Raw genomic sequence first — 14,827 nt, forward strand, 5'->3', positions numbered from 1 at the left:
CGCGCATGAAGCTGCGACACCTGGGCTGGACGCTGCTCACCCTGTTCGTGCTGCTGGCCGTGGCCACCGGTACCGTCGTGGCGCTGAACCTGCGCGGCGAAGACCCCTTGCCCGACACGGCCGAGGCCTTCCAGTCCACGCCGCAACTGGTCGAGCGCGGCCGCTACCTCGCGCTGGCCGGCAACTGCGCGGGTTGCCACACCACGCGCGGCGGCCGGCCCTATGCCGGCGGCCTGCCCATCGACACGCCCTTCGGCACCATCTATGCGAGCAACCTCACGCCCGACGTCGGCACCGGCATCGGCAGCTGGAGCAGCGCGCACTTCTGGCGCGCCATGCACAACGGGCGAAGCAAGGACGGGCGGCTGCTGTACCCGGCGTTCCCGTACCCCAACTTCACGCAGGTGACGCGCGACGACGCCGATGCCCTCTACGCCTACCTGCGCAGCGTGCCCGCCGCGGTGGAGCCCAACAAGGCGCACCGCCTGCGCTTTCCGTACGACACCCAGCCCGCGCTGGCCGTGTGGCGCGCGCTGTCGTTCAAGCCCGAGCCCTTCGTGGCCAACGCGGGCAAGCCCGCCGAGTGGAACCGCGGGGCCTACCTGGTCAACGGGCTGGGGCATTGCATCGCCTGCCACGGCCCGCGCAACTCGCTGGGCGCGACGGACACCCGGCTCGGCCTCTCGGGCGGGCTCATCGCGGTGGAGAACTGGTATGCGCCTTCGCTCACCGACCCGCACCAGGCCAGCGTGGCCGACTGGCCGCAGGCCGACGTGGTGGCGCTGCTGAAGACTGGCGTGGCGCCGCGCGCCTCCGTGATGGGCCCGATGGCCGATGTGGTGTTCCGCAGCACGCAGTACCTGAGCGAGGCCGACCTGGGCGCCATGGCGAGCTACCTGAAGGACCTGCCCGAAGCCTCCGCGTCCGAAGCCTCCGCGTCGAAAGCCCCGGCGAGCAGCAAGGCCCCCGTGCGCCGCGACGCCGGCACCATGGCGCGCGGCGCGAAGATCTACGACCAGCGCTGCGCCTACTGCCACGGCGACCAGGGGCAGGGCGCGGTGGGCGCGTATCCGCCGCTGGCGGGCAACCGCGCGGTGAACATGACGCCGCCCACCAACCTGGTCCAGGTGATCTCGCACGGCGGCTTCCTGCCCACCACCGCCGGCAACCCGCGCCCCTACGGCATGCCGCCGTTCGGCCAGGTGCTGGACGCCGCCGACGTGGCAGCCGTGCTCACCCACGTGCGCGGTTCGTGGGGCAACGACAGCGCGCCGGTCACGCAGCTGGACACGATGCGGCGCTGAGCGCGGCCGTGGCTGCACCGGTGCGGTCAGGCCGTGTGCGGATGCCGCGCCCCCTCGTACAGCGAGCGCGCCAGCGCCCGGTGCCTTGCCAGCAGCGGCGCCAGCTCCAGCCCCGTGAACTGCCCGTCGCGAATGCGCACTTCGCCATCGATCACGCTCAGCGAGGCCGACGTGGGCGTGCAGAACACCAGCGCCGCCACCGGGTCGTGCCCGGCGCCCGCGTGCGACACGCCGCGCAGGTCGAAGCCCACGAGGTCGGCCGACATGCCGGGCGCGAGCGCGCCGATGTCGTCGCGGCCCAGCACGCGCGCGCCGCCCAGCGTGGCGATCTCCAGCGCCTCGCGCGCGGTCATCGCGGCGGGCCCGTAGCCCACGCGCTGCAGCAGCATCGCCTGGCGCGCCTCGCCCAGCATGTGGGCGCCGTCGTTCGACGCGCTGCCGTCCACGCCCAGCCCCACGGCCACGCCCGCGCGGCGCATGGCGCCGATGGGCGCGATGCCCGAGGCCAGCCGCATGTTGGAGCAGGGGCAGTGCGCCACGCCGGTGCCGGTGCGCCCGAACAGCGCGATGCCGGCCTCGTCGAGTTTCACGCAGTGCGCGTGCCACACGTCGCGCCCGACCCAGCCCAGGTCTTCGGCGTACTCGGCCGGCGTCATGCCGAACTTCTCGCGCGAATAGGCCACGTCGTTGTCGTTCTCCGCCAGGTGCGTGTGCAGCGACACGCCGCGCTCGCGCGCCAGCTCGGCCGACAGCCGCATCAGGTCGCGCGACACCGAGAACGGCGAGCAGGGCGCCAGCACGATGCGGCGCATCGAATGGCGGGACGCGTCGTGCCAGCGGCCGATGAGGCGCTCGCTGTCGCGCAGGATGGCCGCTTCGGTCTCGACCACTTCGTCGGGCGGCAGCCCGCCCGCGCTGCGGCCCACGCTCATGCTGCCGCGCGCCGCATGAAAGCGCATGCCCATGGCGTCGGCCGCCTCGATGGAGTCGTCGAGCTTCGCGCCGTTGGGGAACAGGTAGAGATGGTCGCTGCTGGTGGTGCAGCCCGAAAGCATCAGCTCGGCCATTGCGGTCTGCGTGGACACGCGGATCATCTCGGGCGTGAGCCGCGCCCACAGCAGGTACAGGTTGGTGAGCCAGCTGAACAGCTCCGCGTTCTGCGCCTCGGGCACGGCGCGCGTGAGGCTCTGGTACATGTGGTGGTGCGTGTTCACCAGGCCGGGCATCACCACGTGGCCGTGCATGTCGATGGCCTCGGCCTGGCCGTCGCGCAGGGCGTCGAGGTACGGCGCCGGCAGCTCGGCCGTGGCGCCGACCCAGGCGATGGCCGGCCCCTGCATCACCACCGCGCCGTCGGCGATCTCTCGCCGCGCGGCGTCCATGGTGACCAGCACGTCGGCGTGCCGGACGATGCGCAGCGGCGCGGCGGGGGTGGCGTGGTTTGTGTTCATGGCGTCATTCGGTTCCGTGCGAGGTGCGCGCCGCCAGTGTGAAGGAACGCTCCTTCGACAGCACGCCGTTGTAGAAAAGATTGAGCAGCACCGCCGCGCAGGTGCCCAGCACGATGCCGCTGTGCGTCAGCGGATGGGTCCATGCCGGAAAGTGCTGGAAGAACTGGGGCGACAGCGTGGGAACGAGCCCCAGGCCGATGGAAATCGCGATCACGTACAGCGCGTGGCGGTCGCGCGAATGGTCGACGGTGCCCAGGATGCGCACGCCCGTGGCCGCAACCATGCCGAACATCACGATGCCCGCGCCCCCGAGCACGAACTGCGGCACCGACGCCACGATGTGCGCGACCTTGGGGAACAGCGCCAGCGCGATCAGCAGCAGCCCGCCGCCCGCGGCCACGTAGCGCGAGCGCACGCCCGTCACCGTGACCAGCCCCACGTTCTGCGAGAACGAGGTGTACGGAAAGGTGTTGAACACGCCGCCGATCACCGTGCCCAGCCCGTCGGCGCGCAGGCCGCGCGTGAGCGCCTCGGTGCCGACCTTGCGCCCGGTGATCTCGCCCAGCGCCAGGAACATGCCGGTCGACTCGACCAGCGTGATCAGCATCACGATGCACATCGAGGCGATGGCCGTGAGCTCGAAGCGCGGCATGCCGAAGTGAAAGGGCGTGGTCACTGCCACCCAGCTGGCCTCGGCCAGCCCGTCGAAGTGCATGCGCCCGAGCGCCAGCGACAGGCCCACGCCGAACACGATGCCCAGCAGCACCGCGATGTTGGCGACGAGCCCCTTGCCGAAGCGCGTGATCGCGATGATCACCGCCAGCACCGCCGCCGCGATCGCCAGGTTCACCGGCTCGCCGTAGGCCGGGTTGGCCACCGCGTGCGCCACGCCGTCGACCATGCGGGTGGTGGTCGGTTGCCCGCCCGCGGCCCAGTGGATGGCCACGCCCATGAGCGACACGCCGATCAGCGTGATGACCGTGCCCGTGACCAGCGGCGGGAACACGCCCAGCACGCGGCCCATCAGCGGCGCGACCAGCATGCCGAACACGCCCGCCACGATGGTGGCGCCGTAGATCGCGGGCAGCCCCAGCGCGGGGTCGATGCCGATGGCGATCATCGGGCCCACCGCGGCAAAGGTCACGCCCATCATCACCGGCATGCGGATGCCGAAACGCCAGAAGCCGATGGCCTGCACCAGCGTGGCGATGCCCGCGGCGAACAGGTCGGCGTTGATGAGGAAGGCGATGTCGGCCTTCGACAGGCCCAGCGCGCCGCCCACGATGAGCGGCACCGCCACCGTGCCCGCGTACATCACCAGCACGTGCTGCAGGCTGAGCGCGCCGCAGCGGCCCAGGGGAAGCTTCCGGTCGACCCCTTCGCCGTCTCCTGCGGGGGCCGTCTTGTCGTTCGAAGTCATCGGGACCTTTCCTGCCGGTGAGCCGGCGCGACGGGAGTCTAGGAGCGGGTCCGGTGGCGGCGCAAAGTCAATAAATGGCGCACCGTGTGCACAAAAAGTGGACGGGGTTCTGCAAGGCGCACGGCCTGCTTACGGCGCCAGCAAGTCGTCGAGGCAGGCCACCACGTGGTTCGCGAACAGCTCGGCCGCGGGGCTGGGCGGCTGCGCGGCGCGGGTCTCCAGCGTGAGCGTCTGCGCGCGCAGCGTGGCGTCGCGCAGCGGCACGAAGACCAGCGAGCCGTCTTGCCGCTCCTCGTCCACGTCGAGCCGGTTGAGCAGCGTGATGCCGCCGCCCTCGCGCACCAGCCGGCGCATGAGCGCGGTGGAGGTGGTTTCCACCACCGGCGACACGCTGATGGCCGAGCGCCCGAAGGCCGCGTCGAGGATGGGTCGGATCGACAGCGACGGCGCCGGCAGGATCAGCGGGTAGCCCACGCACTCCGCCAGCACCGCGCTGGCGTGCGCGGTGAGCGGATGGCCCGGCGGCACGACCGCGCCGATCGGCCACTCGCTGGCGAACAGCGTGCGAAAGCCCGCGGTGGCGGGCACGTCGTAGGCCAGCGCCAGGTCGGCGTCGCCCTCGCTCACGCTGCGCAGCACCGCCGCGATGGGCAGGCCCAGCAGCTTGAGCTGGATGCCTGGGTGCGCCGCGCGAAAGCGCTGCACCACGCCGGGCAGGAAGGCATCGGCCAGCCCGGCGGTGGTGGCCAGCGTGACCTCGCCCTGGCGCAGGCCGCGCACGGCCTCGATGCGCTGGCGCACCAGGTCGAACTCGCGCAGCGTGCCACGCGCGTGCGCCAGCACGATTTCGCCCACGGGCGTGAGCTTGAGCGTGTTGTGGATGCGCTCGAACAGCGGCGCGCCCAGTTCTTCCTCGAGCTTGAGGATCTGCCGGTTGACCGCCGTGGGCACCACGTGCAGCTGCTCGGCCGCCTTGCGGATTGAGCCCGCGCGAACCACCTCGACGAAATAGCGAATGACCTTGGCGTGCATGAGTTCCCCCGCGCCGCCGCAGGGTGCGGAGCGCGGGGGGATCATGCATGCGGCCTCAGGGCGCGGGCAAGCCCATGGCCGGGTCGCTGACCGTGTGCCTGCCGGTCTCCACGCGGCCGGCGAAGCGGCGGTAGTAGGCCGGGTCGGCGTCGCAGGTGACGGCAAGGTCGTACCACTGGCCGCTGTCGGCCAGCACCCAGTGCTGGTCGACGCTGGCGCCGCCGCTCACGCTGGCGGTCCACGGGCCGTCGGTGCGGTAGGCCTGGGCCGACATGGTGAACTTGCACGCCGCCTTGCCGTCGTTGCGCATGCTCAGGTACACGTTGCCGTTGGCAATGTCGTAGCACACGCGCACTTCCGGCCTTGCGGCGTCGCCCGCGCGCAGCGTGTCGAGGTTGCCCTTGAAGTGGCGATGAAAGCCGTTGGGCCCGAGCACCCACAGGTCGTGCAGGCCGTTGTCGCCGGCCGCCGGGGTCCACGTGTCGTCCAGCCCCTTGCCTGCTTCCACCATGTAGCGGCGCGGCTTGAGTTCCAGGTGCAGCCGGTCGTACACATGGAACACGGCCGCGGCCTTGCCGGTGTTGGAGAACAGCAGCTGCACCGTGCGGCCGACGGCGTCGGCCCTGGCGCTGGTGTGCAGCTCGTAGGGCAGTGCGCGCGAAGGCCGCGTGCCGGTGCCCTGGCGCGGCAGCTGCGGGTCGAGCGGCAGCGGCACGGCCGTCAAGGCCTCCTGGTCCTTGCGCAGCTGGTCGGCCTGGCCGCGGTTCTGGCGGCCGGCGAGCGAAGGCAGGGCCTCGCCGTTGGGCGTGGCGAAGTTGAAGGCGCTGGTCAGGTCGCCGGCCACCGCGCGGCGGAATGGCGAGATGTTCGTTTCCTTCACCCCGAAGCGCGCCTCGATGAAGCGCAGCACCGAGGTGTGGTCGAACACCTGCGAGTTGACCCAGCCGCCGCGGCTCCACGGCGAGATGACGTACATCGGCACGCGCGGGCCGGGGCCGAACACGCGGCCGTCGGGCTTGGGCTGCTTGCTGCTGCCGGCGGGCGGCGGCTGCGTGAAGTACTCGTGCGCCAGGTCGGCGTCGGCCAGCGTGGTCTTGCCCGCGGGCTTGCCGTCGGCGCCGAGCGAGGGCGCCGAGGGCGAGGGCACGTGGTCGAAGTAGCCGTCGTTCTCGTCGAAGTTGACCAGCAGCACGGTCTTGCTCCACACCTCGGGCACGGCGGTGAGCGCGTCCAGGATTTCCTGCAGGAACCACGCGCCCTGCACGGGGCTGGAGGGGTCCGGGTGCTCGCAGTAGATGGAAGGCGCGTTGATCCAGCTCACCTGCGGCAGGCGGCCCTCGCGAATGTCCTTGCGGAAGGCGTCGAGGTATTCCTCGGGCTTGCTGCCTGGCAGGGTGTTGGCGATGCCCTTGTACAGCGGGTTGCCGGGGTTGTCGCTGGCAGCGTCGTACGCGTGGTAGGGCACCGCTTGGCCGCTGTTGGAGTACGGCTTGTTCATGTTCCCGCTGGACACGGGGAACGGCGACGCGCGGTTGGCGGCCCTGAACTGGCGGAACGCGCCGAGCATGTTGTCGCCCCATTCGTCGGGCATGTTCTGGTAGCAGATCCAGCGCACGCCGGCGTCTTCGAGCCGCTCGGCGTAGGTCTTCCACGTGTAGCCGGTGTTCACCGCGGCGGCGGTGCCGTCGAGCCAGTCCCACTCGTTGTTCACGTAGGCCACGCCCTGGGCGGTGGCGCCGTTGGTGCCGGTGAGGTGGAAGGAGCGGTTGGCGTCGGTGCCCGTGTGCATGGCGCAGTGGTAGCTGTCGCACAGCGTGAAGGCGTTGGCCAGCGAGAACTGGAACGGCAGCTCCGCCTCCATGAAGTAGCCCATGGCCGCGTCGGTCTTGTAGCGCGGCCATTGCGAGATGCGCCCGCCGTCCCATGCGTCCTGGCTGTCGTTCCAGGTGTGCGGCGTGCCGCTCACGCGTTGCGCGTTGCCCTTGGACTGGTCGAGGTGGTAGGGCATGACGAGCCTGCCGGCGTCGTCGGCTTGCTGCCACACGTTGCGCCCGCCCGGCAGCGGAATGGTGAAGCGGTCGCCGAAGCCGCGCACGCCGGGCAACGTGCCGAAGTAGTGGTCGAAGCTGCGGTTCTCCTGCATCAGGATGACGATGTGCTCCACGTCGTTGATGGTGCCGGTCTTGTTGTTGGCCGGAATGGCGAGCGCGCGGCGGATGCTGGGCGGAAACGCGGTCAGCGCGAGCGCGGCGGCGCCCGTGGTGGCGGTGCCAGTGAGGAATTTGCGGCGGGAGTTCATGGCGGGGCCCCTGGTCATGGCGCGCAGCTCTTGACGGGGGCCGCGCCGGTGCCGGGCGGCGTGGCGGGTGCGGCAGGCGCCGCGGGCGCGGTGGGCGTGCCACCGAAGAAGCCGCCGCCCGAGCCGCCGCCGCAGGCGGACAGCGCACAGGCCAGCAGGAGCGTGGGCACGCTGCGCGCGCCCGTGAATGGAATATGCATGGGGTCTGATCCTCTCGAGTCGTTGTTTTCTTCGAAGAGCGCGGGTACCCGCCGCGCCGCGTCGATGCCGCCGGGCGAGTGGTCGCTCCCAGGGCATGCACGGAAATTCGCGCGCGCCGAGGCCGTCCGGCGCGATGTCGTTCAGTGCGGGACCAGGCGATCCGCACCCACGACCCACGGCGCCGCGAAGGGCACCGCGCACCGGACAGAAGGCAAGACTAGGGAGAGCGCGTGACGTTGCGATGAAGCGGCGATGACATGCAAGGGAACTGTCACATGCGCTTGCACATGAACAGGCGCATGAACGGGCGCATGAGCGAGCGCGTGCATAAGCGCCCGGTCAGGTGCGGCGTGGCGCCGCGCCGCGAGTTCAGGGCTCGTTGCTGATGCCGCTGCTGACGTGCCCCGCGGGCACGTGCCGCGAGGCCGCGTCGACGTGGCCGGTCTGGTCGTCGAAGAAGAAGTCGGGCTCGAACTCGCGCAGGAACTCGCCCTTGGGCAGGCCGCCGAGGAACATGGCCTCGTCGACGCGAATGTTCCACTTCATCAGCGTGCGGATGGCGCGCTCGTGCGCCGGCGCGCTGCGCGCGGTGACCAGCGCGGTGCGGATGCGCATCTGCGCGTTGCCGGCCATCTGCAGGCGGTGCAGCGCCATCAGCAACGGCTTGAACGGGCCTTCGGGCAGGGGCAGGTCGGCCTTGCTGAGCTCGTGCGCCTGGAAGGCGTCGAGCCCCTCGGCCTGGAACACGCGCTCGGCCTCGTCGCTGAAGAGCACGGCGTCGCCGTCGAAGGCAATGCGCACTTCGTTGGGCCACGCGTCGCTGGCCTTCACCGACTCGACCAGCACGCGCGCGGCCGGAAAGCCCGCGCCCAGCGCCTCGCGCACGTCCTGCGCGTTGGCCGACAGGAACAGGTGCGCGCGCAGCGGGCGCAGGTAGCCGAAGGGCGGGCGGCCCTGCGTGAACACGCCGCGCTGCAGCTTGATGTCGGCCGCCGTGCTGGAGCGGAAGATGCGCATGCCCGAGACCGGATCGTTGCGCGACAGGATCACCACCTCCACGCGCTGCACGCCGTCGTCGTTGAAGCGCAGCAGCTTTCGGATCAGCGAGTAGGCGATGCCCGGCGCCGCCGGCACGTCGATGCGGTCGAGCTGCAGCTTCATGTAGCCCTCGTTGTCGCCGGCGTCGAAGACCTTGTTTTCTTCTTCGAGGTTGAACAGGGCGCGCGAGGAGATCGCGACCACCAGCTTGTCTTCGAGCGTCACGGGCATGTCGCGTGCTCCAGGGTGCGTGAAGCGAGGCCGTGCCTCACTTGACGAATTGATTCAGTTGAATGATGGGCAGCATCACCGCCAGCACGATGAGCATCACCACGCCGCCCATCGCCACGATCAGCAGCGGCTCGAGGATGGTGGCCAGGTGCATGGCGCGGCGCTGCACTTCGGCGCCCAGCTGATTGGCCGCGCGCTGCAGCATCAGCGGCAGCGTGCCGGTCTGCTCGCCCAGGCGCGCGAACATCGACACCAGCCCCGGAAAGCGCTTTTTCTGCGCCAGCGCCGAGGCCAGCGGCGCGCCTTCGCGCACCAGCACCAGCGCGTCGAGCGCATCGGCGCGCATGGCGCGGTTGCTGAGCGTTTCGGCCGCAGCCTGCAGCGCGCGAAGAATGGGAACGCCGGCCGTGGCCAGCATGGCCAGCGTGCTGGCGAAGCGCGCCGCGTTGTAGCCGCGCGCCAGCTTGCCCACCAGCGGCAGCTTGAGCCAGGCGGCGTCGAACTTCAGGCGGAAGGCCTCCTGCGCCAGCGCGAGCCGCACGCCGGCGGCGGCGAGCACCACCGCGCCCAGCATCCACCAGCCGTAGTTGCGCACGCCCGCGCTCAGCGACAGCATCACCGTGGTGAGGAAGGGCAGCGAGCGCTTGGTGCCCGCGAACACCTGCGCCACCTGCGGCACCACGTAGCTCACGAGAAAGATCACGATCACGATCGCCACCAGCGTGACGATGGCCGGGTACAGCGCCGCGCCGACCAGCTTCTGCTGCAGCGCCTGGCGCTCCTCGAGGTCGTCGGCCAGGCGGTCGAGCACCAGGCCCAGGTTGCCGCTTTGCTCGCCGGCGCCGATCACGGCGGTGTAGATGGGCGAGAACTCGCGCGAGTGCGCCGACAGCGCGCGCGCAAAGGGCGAGCCCGCGTTGACCTCGGCGCGCAGCGAGGCGACGAGGTTGCGCTGGGGCTCGGACTCGGCTTCGTCGGTGAGCGCGGTGAGCGCGCGTTCCAGCGGCAGGCCCGAAGACACGAGGCCCGCGAGCTGGCGCGTCCACACGGCCAGGCCGGTGGAGTTGAAGACGCGCTTGCCGCCGCCCAGCCAGCGGCTCAGGCTGCTGCGCTGGCCGGTGCCGTTGACGTGGTCGCTGCCGACCGGCTTGACCGACAGCGGAATGAGCGCCTGCGCGCGCAGCAGGCTGCGTGCGCTGCGCGCGGTGTCGGCCTCGAGCACGCCTTCGCGCGACTGGCCGGTGGCATCGATGGCTTCGAAGGAATAGGCGGGCATGGCGGTCTTGCGCGGGGGGCGCTAGTCACGCGTGACGCGCAGCAGCTCGGCGCGCGAGGTGACGCCGGCCTGCACCAGCCGCTCGCCGTCTTCGCGCATCAGCCGCAGGCCGCCGCGTGCGCCGGCCTGCAGCAGTTCGCTCTCGGCCGCCTTGCCGTGGATGAGGCCCTGCACGGTCTCGTCGGCCACCAGCAGCTCGAAGATGCCGGTGCGACCCTGGTAGCCGGTTTGCCCGCACACCTCGCAGCCCGCGCCGGCGCACACCGTGCACACCTTGCGCACGAGGCGCTGCGCGAGCACGCCCAGCAGCGACGAGCTCAGCAGGAAGGGCTCCACGCCCATGTCGGTCAGGCGCGTGACGGCGCTGACCGAGTCGTTGGTGTGCAGCGTGGCCAGCACCAGGTGGCCGGTGAGCGAGGCCTGGATGGCGATCTGCGCGGTTTCGAAGTCGCGGATTTCGCCGATCATGATCACGTCCGGGTCCTGGCGCAGGATGGCGCGCAGGGCCTTGGCGAAGGTGAGCTCGATCTTGGCGTTGATCTGCGTCTGGCCCACGCCCGGCAGCTCGTACTCGATGGGGTCTTCCACCGTCATGATGTTGCTGCGGCTGGCGTCCAGCCGGGCCAGCGCGGCGTACAGCGTGGTGGTCTTGCCCGAGCCCGTGGGCCCGGTCACCAGGATGATGCCGTGCGGCTGCGAGATGAGCTTCTCGAACCGGTCCAGCGTGTCGCCCTGCATGCCCACCGACTCGAGCGTGAGCTTGGATTCGCTCTTGTCCAGCAGGCGCAGCACGGCGCGTTCGCCGTGCGCGCTGGGCAGCGTCGATACCCGCACGTCGACCGCACGCGTGCCGATGCGCAGGCTGATGCGCCCGTCCTGCGGCAGCCGCTTCTCGGAGATGTCGAGGTCGGCCATGATCTTCAGCCGCGAGATCAGCGCGGCGTGCAGCGCCCGGTTGGGCTGCACCACCTCGCGCAGCGTGCCGTCGATGCGAAAGCGCACGGACGAGGTGCGCTCGTAGGGCTCGATGTGGATGTCGCTGGCGCCGTCGCGCGCGGCCTGCGTGAGCAGCGCGTTCAGCATGCGGATGATGGGCGCGTCGCCCGCGCTGGCCAGCAGGTCTTCGACCGCAGGTAGCTCCTGCATCATGCGAGAGAGGTCGGCGTCGTTCTGCACCTCGCTCACCACCGCGGCGGCGCTGGATTCGCCCTGCGAGTACGCCGCGCTGATGCGCTGCGCGAGCGCGGCGTCGGCCAGCACCTCGAAGGCCTGCACGCCGTACTTGCGCGCCACCTCGCCCACGGCGCTGCGCGCGGGGTGCGAGGACATCCACAGCGTGTAGCGGCCGTCGTCGGTCTCCTCGAGCAGCAGTTGCTGGCTGCGTGCGAACGCGTAGGGCAGGGGGTAGCGGCTGGACATCAGGGCAGTATCAAGGCAATTCGCGGGGTCAGGGCAGTTCGCGTGCGCTCACGGGGTCGGCCGTGGGCGGCAGGGCGCCGCGCAGGGGGCTGGGGGCCAGCTTGCGGTTGTCGGCGGGCAGCGCGGGCGGCGGGATCAGCTGGGTGCCTTCCTCGCGCAGGCCGCCGGTGCGGTTGCTGGCGGCGCCCAGCGGCGGCGTGGCGGGCAGCACCGGCGCGGCGCTCACGTTGCGCAGCATCACGTTGTCGGTGTTGGGCTGGGTTGCCTGCTGCAGGCCGCGGATCTGGTCGTAGCGGTCGTAGGCGAAGGCTTCGGTGGAGTTCGCGTCGCGCATGACCACCGGGCGCAGGAACATCATCAGGTTGTTCTTCTCGCGCTTGCGGGTCTCGTTCTTGAACAGGTTGCCCACCACCGGGATGTCGCCGGCCAGCGGCACCTTCTCGATGGAGTTGCCGTAGGTGTCCGACAGCAGCCCGCCCAGCATGACGAGCCCGCCGTCTTCCACCAGCACGCTGGACTCGAGCGAGCGCTTGTTGGTGGTGGGGCCGTTCGGGTCGGTGGTGGTGCCGGCGGCCACGTTGGAGATCTCCTGGAAGATCTGCATCTTCACGGTGCCGTTCTCGTTGATGGTGGGGCGCACGCGCAGGGTGAGGCCCACGTCCTTGCGCTCCACGGTGGTGAAGGGGTTGATGCCCACCGAGCCCGAGGTGCTGGCGTAGGAGCCCGTGGGGAAGGGCACGTTCTGGCCGATGACGATCTTGGCCTCTTCGTTGTCCAGCGTCAGCAGGTTGGGCGTCGAGAGCACGTTGGCGTCGTTGTCGCTGCTGAAGAAGTTGGCGATGGCGCCCAGGATGTACTGGCCGCCGACCTTGCCCGCGATGCCGAGGTTCAGGCCGGTGGGAAGGTTGATGCCGGCCGCGTTGCGGGTGGCGATGGCCTGCGTGAGCGCCAGGATGTTGGCCCCCGTGAGGCTGGAGTTGGTGCCGATCACCGCGTTGTTGCCCAGCGCGCTTTGCCACTGCACGCCGAAGTTCGCCGCCTTGGTGGCGTTCACCTCGACGATCAGCGCCTCGATCATCACCTGCGCGCGGCGTCCGTCGAGCCGGTCGATCACGGCGCGCATCTGCCGGTATTGCGGCTCGGGCGCGGTGATGATCAGCGAATTGGTGCTCGGGTCGGCCTGGATCTGGCCGCCGGTGGAGGGCTGGTTGGCGTTGTTCAGCGGCGCCGAGGCCTGCGGCGAACCGCTGTTCTGGCCGCCGCCGAAGGCCGTTTGCTGCGCCTGCTGGGCGAAGGCGTTCTGTGCCTGCGGCTGCGCCGCGCCACCGGCCCCGGCCGCGCCGCCCTGGGTGGTGTTGATCTGGTTGGCCGCCATGGCGGCGCGCAGCGTGGCGGCCAGGCGCACGGCGTCGGCGTTCTTCAGATAGACCACGTAGATGTTGCCGGCCGCGCCGTTGCTGCTCTCGGCGGCGGGGCGGTCGAGCTTGTCGACCAGCGAACGCACCAGGCTCACGCGCGCCGGGTTGGCCGCGCGAAGAATGAGCGAGTTGCTGCGCGGGTCGGCCATCAGCGTGGTGCGGAACGACGCGTCGCTGGCGCCCGGGGCTGCCGCCGCACCGGGCGCGCCCGCGCCGCCGCCGTCGATGAGCCGCTGCACCAGCGGCACCATGTCGGTGGCGATCGAGTGCTTGAGCTGGATGACCTCGATGTCGGACGCGTTGGGCACGTCGAGCGACGCGATGATGCGCGCCAGCCGGCGCATGTTGTCGGCGTAGTCGGTGATCACGAGCGAGTTGTTGCCCGGGTTCACGTTGATGGTGTTGTTCGGCGGAATCAGCGGGCGCAGCACCGGCAGCAGGCTGTTGGGCGACTCGTAGTTGAGCCTGAAGATCTGCGTGACGATCTGGTTGCTGCCGCTGGAGGACACGGCGCCGATGGAGGTGTTGACGGTGCTGCTCTGCAGCTTGGCGTCGGCCTCGGGCACCACCTTGTACAGGCCGTCGGCCTCCACCACCGCGAAGCCCTGCAGCCGCAGCGCCGAGGCGAACTGGTTGAACGCCGCCGCCGGCTGGATGGCGCGGTCGGTCACCAGGTTCATGGTGCCCTTCACGCGCGGGTCGACCACCACGTCGCGCCCCGTCACCACCGCCATGGTGCGCGCCACGGCCTCGATGTCGGCATTGGCGAAGTTCAGCGTGATGGGCTCGCCGCGGCGCGGCGCGTCGCCGGTCTGCGCGAACACCGCGGGCGCGGCCTGCAGGAAGGTGGCGGCGATCAGCACGCGCACGGCGAGTGCGACGGTGCCGGTCGAAAACAGTGGCTTCATCATGAGGATCAACCCAGGGTGATGATCGAGCGCGCGTTGTCGCGCCGCCCGATGATGTTCAACAAATTGGAAAGTGCGTCTTCGCGGCCGGGCGCGGCGCTGGCCTCGCCGTTGAAGCGGAACGAGGTGCCGTTCCAGCTGCCGCTGCCGTTGAGCTCGAGGCTGCCCTCGCGCGTGCTCAGCAGCAGCGTGGGCCGGGGACCGCCGTCGAGCGTGAGGCGGTAGCTGCCCATCGGCCGCAGGGTCGAAAGGCTGGAAGAAACATCGGTGGCGTCGAGCGTGGCCTGCCCGGCGATGCGCAGCGCGGGGCCGTCCCATTGCATGGCGAAGGCCTTGGTGCTGAGGTCGAGCGCGCCTTCGAGCTTGAGCGTGTTCCAGGGCGCGCCCAGGCCGGTGAGCATGGTGGCGGGCCAGCGCGAGCGGCTGTCCTGCCAGGTGAGCAGCAGGCCGCCGGCGCGCGGGCTGGCGCGCAACTCGATAGGTTGCGCGGCGCAGCAGGCAAGGTCGAGGCTGGCGGAGATGCCGCCCCAGCCCGGACGCATGCGCCAGTGCAGCACGCCGGGCAGCGACACCGCCTGCGCGCCGTTCACGCCTGCTGAACTACCGGAACCGTTGGCGAACACCACGGCGGCGGTGCCGTTCCACACGGTGCCGCGCGGGTTGGCCAGCACGAGGCGGCCCTGCGTCCAGCCCGACAGCGCGGCCGACAGCCAGCGCGCCGGCGCGAACAGCACCACGGCCGCGAGCACGCCGATGGCCAGGCCGAGCAGCGCCCAGCGCCAGCCGCGCCGCGGCTTGGGCTCGGAGAGGGGGGCGCGGGTCACCATGGG

General features: G+C 70.8%; 11 protein-coding genes. 1 reads left to right on the forward strand and 10 read right to left on the reverse strand.

Features of this window, described 5'->3' with window-relative positions; genetic code table 11:
• Positions 1-5 precede the first annotated feature (5 nt).
• Positions 6-1,304 (forward strand): cytochrome c, encoded by a 1,299-nt coding sequence (locus tag AB6807_RS17050; protein WP_371085493.1) that lies wholly within the window; start codon positions 6-8, stop codon positions 1,302-1,304.
• Between the two features lie 26 nt (positions 1,305-1,330).
• Here the strand turns inward: AB6807_RS17050 and AB6807_RS17055 are convergent, their stop codons facing one another.
• From AB6807_RS17055 to gspN, 10 genes are all read right to left on the reverse strand, one after another.
• Complete coding sequence (locus AB6807_RS17055) at positions 1,331-2,755, reverse strand: 8-oxoguanine deaminase (RefSeq protein ID WP_371085494.1); 1,425 nt, start codon at positions 2,753-2,755, stop codon at positions 1,331-1,333.
• Positions 2,756-2,759: 4 nt separating this feature from the next.
• Positions 2,760-4,175, reverse strand: a complete 1,416-nt coding sequence (locus AB6807_RS17060; RefSeq protein WP_371085495.1) for a nucleobase:cation symporter-2 family protein — start codon at positions 4,173-4,175, stop codon at positions 2,760-2,762.
• A gap of 129 nt (positions 4,176-4,304) precedes the next feature.
• On the reverse strand, positions 4,305-5,207 hold the full coding sequence (locus AB6807_RS17065) for a LysR substrate-binding domain-containing protein (protein ID WP_116912288.1): 903 nt from the start codon (positions 5,205-5,207) through the stop codon (positions 4,305-4,307).
• A 55-nt stretch (positions 5,208-5,262) separates the two neighbouring features.
• Positions 5,263-7,506, reverse strand: a complete 2,244-nt coding sequence (locus tag AB6807_RS17070) for a phosphocholine-specific phospholipase C (RefSeq protein WP_371085496.1) — start codon at positions 7,504-7,506, stop codon at positions 5,263-5,265.
• A 14-nt stretch (positions 7,507-7,520) separates the two neighbouring features.
• Positions 7,521-7,706 (reverse strand): hypothetical protein, encoded by a 186-nt coding sequence (locus AB6807_RS17075; protein WP_371085497.1) that lies wholly within the window; start codon positions 7,704-7,706, stop codon positions 7,521-7,523.
• Positions 7,707-8,076: 370 nt separating this feature from the next.
• On the reverse strand, positions 8,077-8,976 hold the full coding sequence (locus AB6807_RS17080) for a 5'-nucleotidase (protein ID WP_371085498.1): 900 nt from the start codon (positions 8,974-8,976) through the stop codon (positions 8,077-8,079).
• Between the two features lie 37 nt (positions 8,977-9,013).
• Positions 9,014-10,252: a type II secretion system inner membrane protein GspF gene (gene gspF / locus AB6807_RS17085; protein WP_116912284.1), complete on the reverse strand. Its 1,239-nt coding sequence runs from the start codon at positions 10,250-10,252 to the stop codon at positions 9,014-9,016.
• A 21-nt stretch (positions 10,253-10,273) separates the two neighbouring features.
• Positions 10,274-11,671, reverse strand: coding sequence for a GspE/PulE family protein (locus tag AB6807_RS17090; RefSeq protein ID WP_286513465.1), 1,398 nt, complete (start codon positions 11,669-11,671; stop codon positions 10,274-10,276).
• A 28-nt stretch (positions 11,672-11,699) separates the two neighbouring features.
• Positions 11,700-14,000 (reverse strand): type II secretion system secretin GspD, encoded by a 2,301-nt coding sequence (gene gspD / locus AB6807_RS17095; RefSeq protein WP_286513462.1) that lies wholly within the window; start codon positions 13,998-14,000, stop codon positions 11,700-11,702.
• A 5-nt stretch (positions 14,001-14,005) separates the two neighbouring features.
• On the reverse strand, positions 14,006-14,824 hold the full coding sequence (gene gspN / locus AB6807_RS17100; RefSeq protein WP_371085499.1) for a type II secretion system protein N: 819 nt from the start codon (positions 14,822-14,824) through the stop codon (positions 14,006-14,008).
• Positions 14,825-14,827 lie beyond the last annotated feature (3 nt).

The organism is Variovorax sp. RCC_210 (assembly GCF_041355175.1).
Lineage (GTDB): Bacteria > Pseudomonadota > Gammaproteobacteria > Burkholderiales > Burkholderiaceae_C > Variovorax.

Coding starts and splice junctions, on each gene's coding strand:
- AB6807_RS17060 (WP_371085495.1), bottom strand. CDS start 4,175: ATGACTTCGAACGACAAGACGGCCCCCGCAGGAGACGGCGAAGGGGTC.
- gspD (WP_286513462.1), bottom strand. CDS start 14,000: ATGATGAAGCCACTGTTTTCGACCGGCACCGTCGCACTCGCCGTGCGC.
- AB6807_RS17070 (WP_371085496.1), bottom strand. CDS start 7,506: ATGAACTCCCGCCGCAAATTCCTCACTGGCACCGCCACCACGGGCGCC.
- AB6807_RS17075 (WP_371085497.1), bottom strand. CDS start 7,706: ATGCATATTCCATTCACGGGCGCGCGCAGCGTGCCCACGCTCCTGCTG.
- AB6807_RS17050 (WP_371085493.1), top strand. CDS start 6: ATGAAGCTGCGACACCTGGGCTGGACGCTGCTCACCCTGTTCGTGCTG.
- AB6807_RS17080 (WP_371085498.1), bottom strand. CDS start 8,976: ATGCCCGTGACGCTCGAAGACAAGCTGGTGGTCGCGATCTCCTCGCGC.
- gspN (WP_371085499.1), bottom strand. CDS start 14,824: ATGGTGACCCGCGCCCCCCTCTCCGAGCCCAAGCCGCGGCGCGGCTGG.
- AB6807_RS17065 (WP_116912288.1), bottom strand. CDS start 5,207: ATGCACGCCAAGGTCATTCGCTATTTCGTCGAGGTGGTTCGCGCGGGC.
- AB6807_RS17055 (WP_371085494.1), bottom strand. CDS start 2,755: ATGAACACAAACCACGCCACCCCCGCCGCGCCGCTGCGCATCGTCCGG.
- AB6807_RS17090 (WP_286513465.1), bottom strand. CDS start 11,671: ATGTCCAGCCGCTACCCCCTGCCCTACGCGTTCGCACGCAGCCAGCAA.
- gspF (WP_116912284.1), bottom strand. CDS start 10,252: ATGCCCGCCTATTCCTTCGAAGCCATCGATGCCACCGGCCAGTCGCGC.